This is a genomic window from Mucilaginibacter sp. A3364, from assembly GCF_059690715.1.
Genome location: NZ_JCAWED010000002.1, coordinates 229,484 through 244,193 on the forward strand (window position 1 = coordinate 229,484; position 14,710 = coordinate 244,193).

Here is a 14,710-nt window from a genome sequence, read left to right on the forward strand (position 1 = left end):
GATTAATGTACAAGGAATATAAAGCTTTAAATTTATCGGAAACAGGCAAACAAGTGCTTGACTTTTGGAAGGAAAATCAAATCTTCGAAAAAAGCATTAGCAGCCGCCCTGCCGATAACCCGTATACATTTTATGAAGGTCCGCCGAGTGCCAATGGCATGCCCGGTATTCACCACGTAATGGCGCGCGCTATTAAAGACATCTTCTGCCGTTACAAAACCCTTAAAGGTTACCGCGTTGAGCGCAAAGGTGGCTGGGATACCCACGGCCTGCCTATTGAACTGGCGGTTGAGAAAGCTTTGGGCATTACCAAAGAGGACATCGGCAAAAAAATTACCGTAAAAGAGTATAACGATGCCTGCCGCAAGGAGGTAATGCGCTATACCGATATATGGAACGATCTGACCGAAAAAATGGGCTACTGGGTTGACCTGGAAAACCCTTACGTTACTTACGAGAACGAATACATCGAATCGCTTTGGTGGATACTGAAACAGTTACACAGCAAAGGATTTTTATATAAAGGCTATACCATACAGCCCTATTCGCCAAAATCGGGCACCGGCCTAAGCTCGCACGAGTTGAACCAGCCGGGTACTTATAAAATGGTGAAGGACACCACCATTACTGCGCAGTTTAAGATTAAGCGTGATGAAAAATCAGCAGCTTTATTTGCTGATATTGAAACCGATCTGTTCATCCTGGCCTGGACAACCACACCCTGGACCTTGCCATCAAACAGCGCATTAGCCGTAGGCGAAAAATTGGAGTATGCTAAGATCAGCACTTTTAACCCTTATACTTTTGAGCCGATAACCGTTGTTTTAGCACAGGCTTTAGTGGGTAAATATTTTAAAGCTGATGCGCAGGACGCTTCCTTCGCTGACTATAAAGGCGGCGACAAGCTGATTCCATGGACCATCAAAGGCACCTACAAAGGCGCTGAATTAGTTGGCGTTAATTACGAGCAACTGCTACCTTACGTTACCAATGATGACCTGCAGCAAAATGGCTTCCGCGTTATACCGGGCGATTTTGTGACCACCGAGGACGGTACCGGTATAGTACACATTGCCCCTACTTTTGGCGGCGATGACTTTAGAGTTGCCAAAGAAGCCGGCATACCTGCCGTTTTGGTAAAAGATGAAAACGGTAAAGATGTACCACTGGTTAACAAACAGGGTAAGTTTGTTGACGAGGTGACCGACTTCGCCGGTTTTTATGTTAAAGAAGAATACTACAGCGCCGAAGAGCGTGCCGTGGAAGGTTTTAAACCTACCGACGTACTGATCTCGATCAAATTAAAGACCGAGAACAAAGCCTTCGACGTAAAGAAATACGAACACAGCTATCCGCACTCTTGGCGCAGCGATGAGCCTATATTATACTATCCGCTGGATAGCTGGTTCATCAAAACCACCGCCGTTAAGGATAAAATGGTGGAGCTGAACAAAACCATCAACTGGAAACCGGAATCAACCGGCACCGGCCGTTTTGGTAACTGGTTGGAAAATTTGGTGGATTGGAACCTGTCGCGCTCACGCTACTGGGGCACGCCGCTGCCTATCTGGCGCGAGGAAGATGGTGCCGAAGAAATCTGCATCGGCTCTATCGCTGAGCTGAATGCTGAGATAGAGAAATCTATCGCCGCCGGATTCATGCCGCAAGGTTTTAAGCTGGAAGATATGCACCGCCCTTATGTGGATGATGTGGTGCTGGTATCATCAACCGGCAACAAAATGTTCCGCGAGCCTGATCTGATCGACGTTTGGTTTGATAGCGGCGCCATGCCTTACGCGCAATGGCATTTCCCGTTCGAGAATAAAGACAAATTTAAAAACGCCTACCCGGCTGATTTCATTGCCGAAGGTGTTGACCAAACCCGCGGCTGGTTCTTCACCCTGCACGCCATAGCCGTAATGCTAAGCGAAGCCAGCGACGAGATCAAAGAAGTAAACGCCGCCGTTGGCAACAAAGGCGTGGCGTTTAAAAACGTAATATCAAACGGCTTGGTGCTGGATAAGAACGGCAACAAGATGAGCAAGCGCCTGGGTAACGGCGTTGACCCATTTGCTACCATTGAGCAGTTTGGTGCCGATGCGCCACGCTGGTACATGATCAGTAATGCCGCGCCATGGGACAACCTAAAGTTTAACCCGGAAGGTATTGACGAGGTTCGCCGTAAATTTTTTGGTACCTTATATAATACGTATACGTTCTTCGTGATGTATGCCAATATCGATAAGTTTAACTACAGCGAAGCCGAGATAGACATCAAATCCCGCCCGGAAATTGACCAGTGGATCATATCATTATTAAACACGTTAACCAAAGAGGTCGACGCGTTTTATGCCGATTTTGAGCCAACTAAAGCAACCCGCGCCATACAGGATTTTGTGGATATTAACCTGAGCAACTGGTTTGTGCGCCTGAGCCGTCGCCGATTCTGGAAATCGGAAGACTCGAGCGATAAGCTATCGGCCTACCAAACGCTTTATACCTGTTTAACAACTATCTCGAAGCTGATGTCGCCGGTGGCGCCGTTTTTTGCCGAGCGTTTATATACCGATTTAAACAGCGTTACTAAAAAAGAGGCGTTTGAATCAGTTCACCTGGCTTCGTTCCCTGAATACAACGAAACTTTGGTAAATACAGCATTGGAGCAACGCATGCAAATGGCGCAGGATATATCATCACTGGTATTATCGCTACGCAAAAAAGTGGGCATCAATGTGCGTCAGCCATTAAGCAAAATTTTATTGCCAATATTGGATAAGGGTTTCGAGGCACAGGTAGAGCAAATAAAAGACCTGATCCTATCGGAAACCAATATTAAAGGCATTGAGTATATTACAGACACTGCAGGTTTCATCAAGAAAAAGATTAAACCAAACTTTAAGGCCCTGGGTGCTAAAGTAGGTAAGGATATGAAAGCCGTAGCCGACGAGATCAACGCGTTTAGCCAGGAGCAGATTGCCGAACTGGAAGACAAAGGCACTATCTCGATACTAGATACTAAATACTCGATACTATCTTCCGACGTAGAAATCATCGCCGAAGACGTACCCGGATGGCAGGTTGCAAATTTAGGCAAACTAACCGTGGCTTTAGATGTTACCCTAACCAACGAATTAAAAGAGGAGGGTATATCACGCGAGTTAATTAACCGTATTCAAAACCTGCGCAAAGCCAAAGGGTTTGAGGTTACTGATCGCATAAACGTGAAGCTGAGCAACCATGAATTTATAGCATCGGCCGTGAATAATAATTTATCCTATATTTGCGCCGAAATTTTAGCTGATAGCGTAGTACTTGAAAATCAGCTTACTGAGGGTGAAGTAGCCCAGATAGATGAGAACGAAATAATTATTGTTATTAATAAAATATAATGAAAGTAGAAAACGAAAAAACCAGGTATAGCGACTCTGAGTTAAAAGAGTTTAAAGAGTTGTTACTGGAAAAATTAGCTAGCGCGAAAGAAGAACTGAACGCATTGGCAACTTCCCTGAGCTCGCCAAACGCTAATGGTACTGATGACACCGCAGGTACTTACAAAACTTTGGAAGACGGATCGGCTACGCTTGAAAAAGAACAGATCAACCAGTTAGCTGCCCGTCAGAAAAAATTCATCGAGCAATTAGAAGCCGCTTTAGTGCGTATTGAAAATAAAACTTACGGCATTTGCCGCGAGACCGGTAAACTGATACCTAAAGAGCGTTTACGCGCGGTACCACATACCACCCTAACCATGGAAGCTAAACTAAAGCAATAAATGAAGGCAGCTTATATTAAACCTTTTTTAGTTGCTATACTTATTATAATTATTGACCAGGCTATAAAGATCTGGGTTCGTACGCACATGTATATGGGCGAGGAGATCCGTTTTTTAGGCAGCAGGGGCATGCTACATTATACCGAGAACAACGGCATGGCCTTTGGCATGGAGTTGGGCGGCGAGTGGGGCAAGCTGGTGCTAACCTTGTTCAGGATAGTTGCTGTTTGCGGTATTGGCTACGGTGTAGTTTACCTTATTCAGCAAAAATACCACCGCGGTTTAATCATGAACGTGGCCCTGATATTCGCCGGCGCCATGGGTAATATTATTGATTCTACCTTTTACGGTGTTATTTATAAATATGCCCCCCTATTTCACGGTCGTGTGGTTGATATGTTTTACTTTCCACTCATTTCGGGCAACTTCCCCAAATGGTTACCTGTTTGGGGTGGCGAAGATTTTATCTTCTTCCGTCCGGTTTTCAACTTTGCCGATGCAGCCATATCAGTAGGCGTAATTTTGATACTGATATTTCAAAAACACTACTTTAAGAGCGAAACTCCCGAAGAAAGCGCTCCAAATAGCGAAATGGTGGAAGAATAAGCCCAGTTTTTCGATAACAAAATAAAAAAGCCACTCAATTGAGTGGCTTTTTTATTTTAATACCTTTTCAAAATCTCAAATTTTATAAAAACCCAAAACAGACAACAACAAATTTACATTTTGTCAAAATTTAAAGGTTTAAGTATAAAATATTCAATTTTTATTATCTATAATTTCATACAATTATAAGTTTTTGCACATTTTTTTATAATTATTTTCAATTTTATTATGAGTTTAATAAAAAGTTAGTAATTTTAGACATGCAAATGAGAGAATATACATCACATTTAATGCAATTAACCCTAATTTCTGTAAACAAAACAGGAAATAACGGTCGATTTGCACATGGTGAATATTTAATTGTTGCAAATTTTCCATTTCGGTTAAAATATTGGATAGAAAATTCAAAAATTATCAATTGTGAGTACGCCCGCTTCATTAATAAGCTACTTTTCCCTGATCATGGCTTCGATTAACAACAAAAGAGCAGGCAAACCCACATTTGCCTGCTCTTGCGAAGCTTAACCCTCAGGGACACACTGACTCGTCCCACACCCTTTAACTTATTATAATTGATCATCAAAAAACAAAAAACAAAATGAAAAAAATTGTACCCTTTGGCATTCTTGTTATCGTAGTTATCCTGGCCCTTTTGTACCCGGGAGCTAAAGCAGCTGCCACCCCTGCAACAACCTACAACGCGGCCGATATTGCCTGGATGCTGATCTCGACAGCGTTAGTATTATTAATGACCCCTGGTCTGGCTTTCTTCTATGGTGGTATGGTGCGCAAGAAAAACGTTATCTCAACCATGTTACAAAGCTTTGTTTGTATGGGCTTGATCACTATCATCTGGGTAGTATTTGGTTTTAGCATGGCCTTCGGCGAAGACGTTGGTGGCATGGGCCTTATTGGTAACCCGGGCTCATTCTTTATGATGCAGAACACTTTGGGTGTAGCCTGGTTAGGCGGTACTATTCCGGTAGTTCTGTTCGCAATGTTCCAGTTAAAATTCGCGGTTATTACACCTGCGTTAATTACCGGTGCATTTGCCGAGCGTATCCGCTTTAACTCATATTTGATCTTTATCACTTTATTCATCATCGTTATTTACATCCCGTTAGCACACGCTACCTGGCACCCTGAAGGTATCTTCTTTAAATATGGTGTGTTAGACTTTGCCGGTGGTACCGTAGTACACATGAGCGCTGGTTGGGCTGCATTAGCTTCGGCTTTATATTTGAAAAAACGTACCGAAGAGTCACACACTCCTGCACGTATCAGCTACGTAATATTAGGTACCGGTTTACTATGGTTCGGCTGGTTCGGTTTCAACGCAGGTTCGGCTTTAGCCTCAGGCGAATTAGCTGCTACCGCTTTAGCTACTACCACTACAGCATCAGCTGCCGCTGCTATGTCATGGATCTTCTTTGACATCCTGAGAGGTAAAAAACCATCAGCTTTAGGTGCTTGTATTGGTGCTGTTGTAGGTTTGGTTGCTGTAACTCCTGCTGCCGGTTTCATCACCGTATCAAGCTCATTGGTTGTAGGTATAGTTGCTGCTGTGGTAAGTAACCTGGTAGTTATCTGGAGAAGCAAAACCAATATCGACGATACTTTGGACGTATTCCCTTGCCATGGTGTAGGCGGTATGGTTGGTATGTTGATGACCGGTATATTTGCTACCAAAAGCGTTAACAGCTTAGGTGCAGAAGGTTTAGCTTATGGCGAAACCGGCTTGTTCATCAAACACGTTGTTGCATTAGTTGCTGTATCGGCATTTGCTTTCATAGGTGCATTTATCCTATTAAAAGTAACCGACCTGATAAGCCCGCTACGTGTAACTGCGGAAGAAGAGATCGCAGGTTTGGACGTATCTCAGCACGACGAGGAATTATAATCAGAGAGAACCCTCTAATCCCCACACAAATAAAAACGAAAAAGCCTCCCGAATTCGGGAGGCTTTTTTATGCATTTATATTTTCTATACGTTTTTGCTGTCGCGAGCCTTTCTTTTTAAATCCTCCTTACGCTCCTCTTTCAGGTCTTTCATTTTTTCTTTAAAATCCTTTTTTAGCTCACGCAGATCTTCCTTCATCTCTTTGCGGGCTTCGCGTTTTTCTTTAGCATTCTCGTATTCTTCTTTATTAAATTTATCGATGATCTCCTGTCTGTCGGCCTCGTACTCAATTTTTTCAGACAGCTCATCCATTTCAAAATGAAGCTGATCTTCCAGCGCATCATACTTTGCCTGGTTTTGCGCTACAACAGCAGGATCATCTGTCGCGAGCGAAGCTATCATTATTTCGCTCATCACTTTGGTAAAGCGGGTCATGGGTTCGGCCATTTTAACCGACATATCTTTACCATTAACGGTTACTTTGTTTGATTTAGAAACACCGCCCTGTTTTTTTATTTCGGTTATCAGGCTATCGCGCATATGCCTTGACATTTTTTGCACCGAAGCCAGGTTTTTAGCATCAATAAAATCGGGTACTTTTTCTTGCGCGAAGGCAAAGTTTAAAGCCGCCATAACGGCCAGCGTAGTAGCTAATGTTTTTTTCATAGCGATAAGGTTAATTAAATTGGTGATGTAAATTAACAATTAGGTTTAAACCGTCAAAGCGGTATTTATTGTTAGGATAATTTTAAGGCGCAAAGGTTTAATCATCACCCATAAAAAAAGCCCCGATTATATTTTACCGGGGCTTTAATAAACCTATTGCGGAGGGCGACGGCCACCACCACGTTGTTGCCTTTGTTCGCCGCCTTGTTGCTGCTGCTGTTGCTGGCGTTGTTGTTGCATCTGCTCGCGTTGTTGCTGTCCTTGTTGTTGGCGTTGCTGATCGCGCTGCGCTTGCTGCTGTTGCTGGCGCTGTTGATCCTGCTGCTGACGGCGTTGTTCGGCCTGTTGCTGCCTTTGCTGATCCTGTTGCTGCTTCCGCTGCTCGTCGCGTTGCGCCTGTTGTTGCTGGCGTTGCTGATCTTGCTGCTGACGACGTTGCTCATTCTGCTGCTGATCACGCTGCTGCCTTTGCTGATCGGCCTGCTGGCGTTGCTGCTCATCCTGCTGGCGCCTCCGTTGTTGTTGTTGTTGATCTTGTTGCTGCGCGCGTTCCTGGCGTTGCTTCTCCCGCTGATCATTTATTACCTGCTGCTCATTAGCGCGCTGTTGCCTCCTGAAACCATCGCGTGTAGCCTGCGTCATAGATCTATCGGTATTTCTACGCTGCCATGCTTCTTCCTGGGTTTCATTCTGGGCAGGAGTGATTCCTTTACGACGCATGCGTTCTTCGGCACTTTGCTGCGCCTTTTCTGCCTGATTATCCTGTATCGCCGGCGGATTTACATTCGGCCTGTTCTCACGCTGACCTCTGCGGTTTCCCGGTTGATCAACACCTTGCTCACGCAGGGTTGGCCTCCTGTTTTGCTGACTACCGTTGTTACCTCTGTCGTTTCTATCATTAATACGCACAACACTATTATTGGTGTTGGTATTACGGGCTACCTCTTTTAGTTTTTCGGCATTGGCCCTGTTGTAACCGGCATTATTGCCACGGCGTGCAATGCTTTCATTAGGGTTTTGTTGGCGATAAGCAGCGCCGTTTACCACACGTGTAGGCCGCGCATCACCATTTTGGCGTACCGAAGGGCGGAATATATTCACCGTGTTGTTCTGTACATTAATAGTACCCGGTCTGCGGGCGTTGTTAATGGTGTATACCTGCGGTTTTTGGCGGGTTACACGCTGTATATCGGCAATGCGAGGGCCACCAATGTAGCGGCGGTTATCACGCACATAAGTGTTGTTAATAACAGTAGTACGGTTAATTACCGTAACCACCCTTGTGCGTGGAATATAATAATTATAAATATTAGGGCTGTTAATATAGCGTGTTGGTGCAAATGCCCAATAAAAATCAGGCACGCTATAACCACTGCCGAATGACACATCAATACTAATGCCCGGCGTTAACGGTGCCCAGCCATAATAGCCACCACCCTGGCGCCAGTTTACCCAGGCAGGCGCCCATTCATAACCCGGCACCCACATCCAGCCGTAATAATCATCAAAATGCCATCGGCCGTAGTGAAAGGTTGCCCAACCCCATGGATAATCAGATACCCAGGTGTTGCCATATTCGGTCAACACCCAGTGCCCACGGGTACCGTAAGGGCGAAAATTCTCTTCCACATCGGGCACCCAAACGTTGCCGTATTGCTGGTCGTACACCCAGGTGCCGTAGGGCTCCAGTTCATCATAAAATTCCTGTTCAGATATATAGTCGTCCTGGGCCGCGCTTTGTTGCGGTACCGCGGTTATCAGCAATAATGCCAGTAAACCTGCGCCCCATAGTTTATTTAATACTTTCATCATCGTAGATTTATGCAGGTAAATAATTAATTTAATATATTGACCATACAAAATATAAAACGTTTAGTCGCTTAATTGTTTTATATAGATAACGGCACACCCTTACCTATATATAATGTGTGTTTTAATTAATAATTTTACCGTTCATTAACGATCCGATATTATGAGTACAGTAAATATCCCACGCCTTGACCTGAATAATTACCTGAATGGCAGCGATGCTGACAGGAAACAATTCTCAGACGATATTGGCCAGGCCTTTAACGATACAGGCTTTGTAACCATTACCAACCATGGTTTAAGTAAAGAATTGATAGACGAGCTTTACACCCAGGTAAAAACCCTTTTCGCTTTACCTGCCGAAACTAAAGCCAGCTACGAGATACCCGAACTGGCCGGCCAGCGCGGCTACACTGGCAAGGGCAAAGAAACCGCCAAAGGTTTTAAAACGCCCGACCTGAAAGAATTTTGGCAAATTGGCCAGTTTGTAACCGGCGATGATGCCCTAAAAGCCGAATACCCGGAAAACTTACAAGTAAAAGAATTACCTAAGTTTAATCAGGTTACACACGAAATTTACACCAAACTGGAAAGCATTGGCAAGCAATTGCTACGCGCCATAGCGGTTTATTTAGAATTGCCCGAAAATTACTTTGACGATAAAGTACATAACGGCAACTCCATATTGCGCACGCTGCATTACTTCCCTATTGAAGACCCGGATTCGGTACCTGATGACGCGGTACGTGCCGGCGCGCATGAGGATATCAACCTGATCACGCTATTAATAGGTGCAAGTGCCGACGGCCTGGAAGTGTTAACCCGCGACAATACCTGGTTCCCGATCAAGGCCCATGGCGAAGATCTGGTGGTTAACGTAGGCGATATGCTGCAACGCTTAACCAATAACAAGCTAAAATCAACCACGCACCGTGTGGTAAATCCGCCACGCGAGTTGATGAAATTCTCGCGTTTTTCGGTACCGTTCTTCCTGCACCCAAAATCAGATATGGATCTAACCTCGCTGCCATCAACCATTGATGCCGAGCATCCGAAACTATACACCGATATTACCGCAGGCGAGTATTTAGATGAACGTTTGCGTGAGATTGGGTTGAAGAAATAGTTTATCAAAACCTAACAGGGGTGTCACCCTGAGCTCCGTCGAATGGTGTGCGTAATGGCCTTTGCCAGCATGCTTCGACGGAGCTCAGCATGACACCCTTTTTGCATTTCGGGGGTGCGCCACTTTTACAAACACCCAAGGGGTTAAATAAATAAAATTTTGAATATCAACAACTTACAAAGTTAAGCGAGTGCGCCGCATTGCGCCGCTTTTTTGCGTAAAAAATTGAATATCAGTATTTTATAAAAAAAGAGTGCGCCACCTGCGCCACTTTAAAAGTGGCGCACCCTGCCGTCTATTTCTTCTTCATTTCCTCCTGCAAAGCACGATAAAACTCATTAACGTGCTGCGAGCCGATGATGTAAAGCAGGCCATCCCTATCGGTTAAGTGAATGGCATCTTTACCGGCACAGAAGAAGCGGATAGTACCTTTGGAGTGAAGGTTGTATACCGGGTTATTGAACAGGTAACGGCTGTAGGAGCCTTTTTCAATTTTAACTATACTATTCAGGTCTATTTTAACCAGTTTGGTTGTCCACAGGCCGTCAAGCAAAATGCTTTTATTCTCTATCCGGGTGCGGAAATGAAGCAAAAAGCCCATAATGATAGAGATGATAATAATAGCGAAGCCGACGATGGCCAGCAGGTTGCCGCTGTTTTCGCGTTCATCGGTAAACACGTAAGCCGCAAAGCAAAACATGGCCAGCACCAAACGTATGGTTATCGGGATAAACTCCCGGCCCAGGTACTGCCTTTCTACAAAAACGTGTTTGTCGCTCATCTTCTATTTAAACAGTTCGAATATAACTACTTTTTTGGTCTTATCGGTTACTTTATAACGGTTGTCTATGCGCAGGCCGGCTATCCATATGATATCGCCGTTGCCATTTACCAATAACGGTATTTCTGTTTTTTGGTTTAAAGGTATTTTTTGGTTGATGAAGAAGTCGCTCAGCTTTTTGCGGGCACGCATACCTAAAGGATAAAAAAAGTCGCTTTGCTGCCAATGGCGGATGGCAAGCGGATACATCAGTTTATCTGCATCAACAGAAACGGCCATCGGGTTATCCTTCACAATAAGTGCCGCATCATCGTGCAATAAGGTAAGTTTATAATTGCCGTAGTTAACGCTTGCATCCCTTTCATTCACTAAAACTTCGACGGTATTGGTTATGGATTTTGAAAGTATAAGTTTTCCTCTATCCAATACCAAAGCAAAATCGGCACTGTTAAAAACCCTGCCCGAATGCTTATCCAACGCCGAAAGCACATCATCAACCGTAGCCTCATTAAAACCATAAGGCTGCAATAGTTTGTACAGCAATAAATGCTGTGGTTGGAGAGCCTTTACCGCATCAAGCGGGATGTGTATCTCGTCACCATGCGGCACCATCAATTCTGTTCGTGCCTGCTCAACCCTCAAGTCAAGCAACTGCTCCAGCTCACGAAAGTGGCGCAGGTTGTTCTCAAACGTGCCTTCCAGTGCCGGGTTAAGTTCCTTCAGCTTTGGCACTACATCATGGCGTAATTTGTTGCGGGCATATTTAGTTGATGCGTTTGAGCTATCCTCCACAAATTCAATCGCGTTAGCCTTTATTAATTCAGCAATCTCATCACGCCTTAAAAATAGCAGCGGGCGTACCATGTAGCCGTTCTTAGGTAAAATGCCATGCAGGCCGGCAATGCCTGTGCCCCGCACCAGGTTTAACAATATTGTTTCAATTGTGTCGTTTTGGTGATGAGCAAGCGCAATGGCTTTGTAGTTGTGCTGCTGCCTTAATTGGTCAAACCATTGGTACCGCAAGTCGCGGGCCGCCATCTGGATAGACACTTTATGTTGGGCAGCATAAGCTTGGGTATCAAAATTTATAGTGTGAAAAGTAACCTCGTTTTTTTGGGCCAGTTGTTTGCAAAACTGCTGGTCAGCATTGGCTTCATCGCCCCGCAGTTTAAAATTGCAGTGTGCTATAGCAAACCGGTAACCGGCGGCTTTAAGCAGCGCAACCATTAATGCAGAATCCATACCACCGCTTACGGCAGCCAATAGGGTGTCATCGCGCTCAAATAAAGCGTTTTGGCCAACAAATTGTTTAAAGCTTTGTAGTGGTAACATTCATCAAAATTATAATTTAATAAGCCCTTACAAAAAACTAATTTTGCCATTGTGAATAAACACGTTTTAGGTTTACTGTTTTTACTGATAGCGGGCACTGCATTTGGGCAAAAAAAATCGAGGGTTGAGTTACTGAGCTCAGATCGGAGTAGCCTTGTTAAGGGTGCCAATGGCAAATATGTATCGCATGTTATCAAAGGAACCTTCAAGCAAGATCAATCTATCCTGACAGCCGATAGCGCCCTGCACGATCAGCAACTAAACACCATAGATGCCCTTGGGCATGTGGTTATAAACCAGGGCGATACTCTGCACATTTTTGCAGATAAGCTACATTATGACGGCAATACCAAAACAGCCATTTTAACTGATAATGTGAAAATGGTGGATAAGGACGCTACGCTAACCACTAATTACTTTACCTACAACACTGCAACCCGTATCGGTACCTATACCGGTGGCGGCAAACTGATCAATAAAGAAAATACACTCATAAGCAAAAACGGCTATTATTTTGCTGCGTCGCGCGATTCGTACTTTAGGTATGATGTTGTTTTTACCACCCCCGATGCCGTTATCAAAACCGATACTTTGCGCTATAATTCCGGCACCCGTATCTCTTACTTTTACGGCCCTACCACCATTACAGGTAAGGACAAGGATGTGCTTTATACCGAGAACGGCCGCTACGAAACCATACCCGAGCAGGCTTACTTTGGCAAAAAGAATTTATATACCCAAGGCACCAAATCGCTAAAAGGCGACAGTTTGTTTTATGACAGATTGAAAGGCTATGGTCGTGCGGTTAAAAACGTAACTTTTTATGATAGCAAGGATAAGGCTACGGTAAAGGGCGGCCTGGGTGAATATTACAAAGCCGAAGAAAACGCGGTGATCACCATCAACCCCTACATGATCTTCATCACCCAGGATACCGCCAAAACAGACACCACCAAAAAACCGGTGCCGCTTAGCAAAGCTGATTCGCTTTCGAAAACCAATGTGAAGGCCTTGCCGAGTGGTTTGACATTACAAGGGGTGACAGATTCGGTGATGAAAAAACTCCCCCCGGGAACCAAGCTACCTGCCAATAATCAACTAACGTTAAAAGGCATTACCGATTCGGTAATAAAAAAAGCGCCACAGGCTGCAACAAAACTGCCTGCCAATACCCGGCTAACGCTGAAAGGTATAACCGATTCGGTAATGAAGAAGCTGCCGGCAGGCACGAAAGACCCTGCTAAAACAGCGCTTAGCTTGCAGGGGATAACCGATGCGGTGATCAAAAATCTGCCCGCATCAAAAAAAGCAGCCCTGCCCAACAAGCAAACTTTGTTAAAGGCGGTGAGTGATTCTGTTGCTAAACGGACAGCCCTTGCCAACACAAAAAACAAAACAACAGCAACTAAAAAACCGGCAGGCCCACCTAAAAATACGTTGCCTTACAACCCTACGATCAAGCCTCCGGTAACCGGCGATACCACGAAAGCCCCTAAAGGTGTTAAACAGGATACACTTTACCTGGGTGCCGATACGATTGAAACCCGCATTATCACCTACAAGGCCTTAAATGAGCTGCGCCTGAAACGTTACCTGGCAACTCTGGTAGATACTACAGTTAAAATAGTTCCATCTATTTTTTACAAAGAGCCTTTAAAGTTTATAGAAACCAGTCCTCCCAAGTGGTTTTACGATACGCTGAAATATGTACCCGCGGCTTTAAAACCTAAGCCAAAACCTGTTAAGGCTGCCCCTAAAGTGGTTAAACCTGTGGCACCAAAGTTAACGGCGGCCGATAGCGTGAAGCTAAAACAAAAGGCCGATTCCATCGCCCTAAAGCTTTCAAACGGCTTGCGCGATACGTCAAGAGTACGCATTATGTTTGCTTATCATAATGCCAAGATCTTTAAATCAGACCTACAGGCTAAAGCCGATTCGATGTTTTACAGCAGCAGCGACTCTACCATTCGTAGTTACCGCAACCCGCTCATATGGACACAGGGTGCCCAACTAAGCGGCGATACCATTAATATACAAATGAAGAACCGAAAGCTGGATAATATCGACCTTTATCCCGCTGGGTTTATTGTGCATATTGAAAAAGGCGACTCTACCCATTTTAACCAGGTGGGCGGTAAAAAAATACATGGTACTTTCGCTAATAATAAGCTACGGTCGTTGCTGATAACCGGCAACGCCGAAACCATTTATTATAACCGCGATACCGTTACCCATAAAATAACCGAGCTTGCCCGAACTATAAGTGGCAGCTTGCGCGCGGTTTTCAAAAACGGCGAATTTGCTACGGCCGCCTTTTATCAAAACCCCGAACAACGATTTATCCCCATAAAAATAGTTAAGGAGGATGAAAAGATATTGAAAGGCTTTATCTGGAAACCTAAAGAGCGCCCCGAAAACAAGGAAGCTATACTTAATCCTAAAAAAGCCCAGCCGGTGAAAAAACCGACTACTAAGCCTCCGACAGGTAAAGCTGCTGCCACTAAGCCTTCAACAAAAGCGCCTGGCCAAACATCGGCCAATACTAAACCCGGCACGGTTGCTTCCGGCCCTGTAACCATGGCTCGTGATAGTACGGTTAAGGATACTTCGAGTGTAAGAAAAGTGATGGTGAAGGATACGACGGTGGTCACTAAGCCTGCGGTGAAAGATACAACAGTAAAGAAAAATAAGTAAACCACTTTTCAAACCCGTTTGTCA

The 14,710-nt window shown here is 44.6% G+C and carries 10 protein-coding genes; 6 read left to right on the forward strand and 4 right to left on the reverse strand.

The window, feature by feature from the left end; translation table 11 throughout:
• Nucleotides 1-5 precede the first annotated feature (5 nt).
• The 4 genes from ileS (at nt 6) to AC59JT_RS13630 (ending at nt 6,278) form a co-directional block, all read left to right on the forward strand.
• A complete protein-coding gene (ileS, locus tag AC59JT_RS13615; protein ID WP_497399788.1) occupies nt 6-3,389 on the forward strand; it encodes an isoleucine--tRNA ligase in 3,384 nt (1,127 codons plus the stop codon).
• Nucleotides 3,389-3,772 (forward strand): TraR/DksA family transcriptional regulator, encoded by a 384-nt coding sequence (locus AC59JT_RS13620; RefSeq protein WP_497399790.1) that lies wholly within the window; start codon nt 3,389-3,391, stop codon nt 3,770-3,772. The genes ileS and AC59JT_RS13620 overlap by 1 nt, the downstream gene beginning before the upstream one ends.
• Nucleotides 3,773-4,378, forward strand: a complete 606-nt coding sequence (locus AC59JT_RS13625) for a lipoprotein signal peptidase (protein ID WP_497399792.1) — start codon at nt 3,773-3,775, stop codon at nt 4,376-4,378.
• Nucleotides 4,379-4,976: 598 nt separating this feature from the next.
• Entirely contained in the window at nt 4,977-6,278 is a 1,302-nt protein-coding gene (locus AC59JT_RS13630) for an ammonium transporter (RefSeq protein WP_497399794.1), read from the forward strand.
• An 84-nt stretch (nt 6,279-6,362) separates the two neighbouring features.
• Here the strand turns inward: AC59JT_RS13630 and AC59JT_RS13635 are convergent, their stop codons facing one another.
• Both AC59JT_RS13635 and AC59JT_RS13640 read right to left on the reverse strand, forming a co-directional pair.
• Entirely contained in the window at nt 6,363-6,944 is a 582-nt protein-coding gene (locus AC59JT_RS13635; RefSeq protein ID WP_497399796.1) for a hypothetical protein, read from the reverse strand.
• A 153-nt stretch (nt 6,945-7,097) separates the two neighbouring features.
• A complete protein-coding gene (locus AC59JT_RS13640) occupies nt 7,098-8,756 on the reverse strand; it encodes a DUF6600 domain-containing protein (protein WP_497399798.1) in 1,659 nt (552 codons plus the stop codon).
• 160 nt (nt 8,757-8,916) lie between these two features.
• Here AC59JT_RS13640 and AC59JT_RS13645 point away from each other — a divergent pair, with 160 nt between their 5' ends.
• Nucleotides 8,917-9,879, forward strand: a complete 963-nt coding sequence (locus AC59JT_RS13645; protein WP_497399800.1) for an isopenicillin N synthase family dioxygenase — start codon at nt 8,917-8,919, stop codon at nt 9,877-9,879.
• Nucleotides 9,880-10,174: 295 nt separating this feature from the next.
• Here AC59JT_RS13645 and AC59JT_RS13650 read toward each other — a convergent pair whose 3' ends face one another.
• Both AC59JT_RS13650 and tilS read right to left on the reverse strand, forming a co-directional pair.
• Entirely contained in the window at nt 10,175-10,660 is a 486-nt protein-coding gene (locus AC59JT_RS13650) for a hypothetical protein (RefSeq protein WP_497399802.1), read from the reverse strand.
• A 3-nt stretch (nt 10,661-10,663) separates the two neighbouring features.
• Nucleotides 10,664-11,992 (reverse strand): tRNA lysidine(34) synthetase TilS, encoded by a 1,329-nt coding sequence (tilS, locus tag AC59JT_RS13655; RefSeq protein WP_497399804.1) that lies wholly within the window; start codon nt 11,990-11,992, stop codon nt 10,664-10,666.
• 51 nt (nt 11,993-12,043) lie between these two features.
• Here tilS and AC59JT_RS13660 point away from each other — a divergent pair, with 51 nt between their 5' ends.
• Complete coding sequence (locus tag AC59JT_RS13660; RefSeq protein ID WP_497399806.1) at nt 12,044-14,686, forward strand: OstA-like protein; 2,643 nt, start codon at nt 12,044-12,046, stop codon at nt 14,684-14,686.
• The last annotated feature ends 24 nt before the right edge of the window (nt 14,687-14,710 follow it).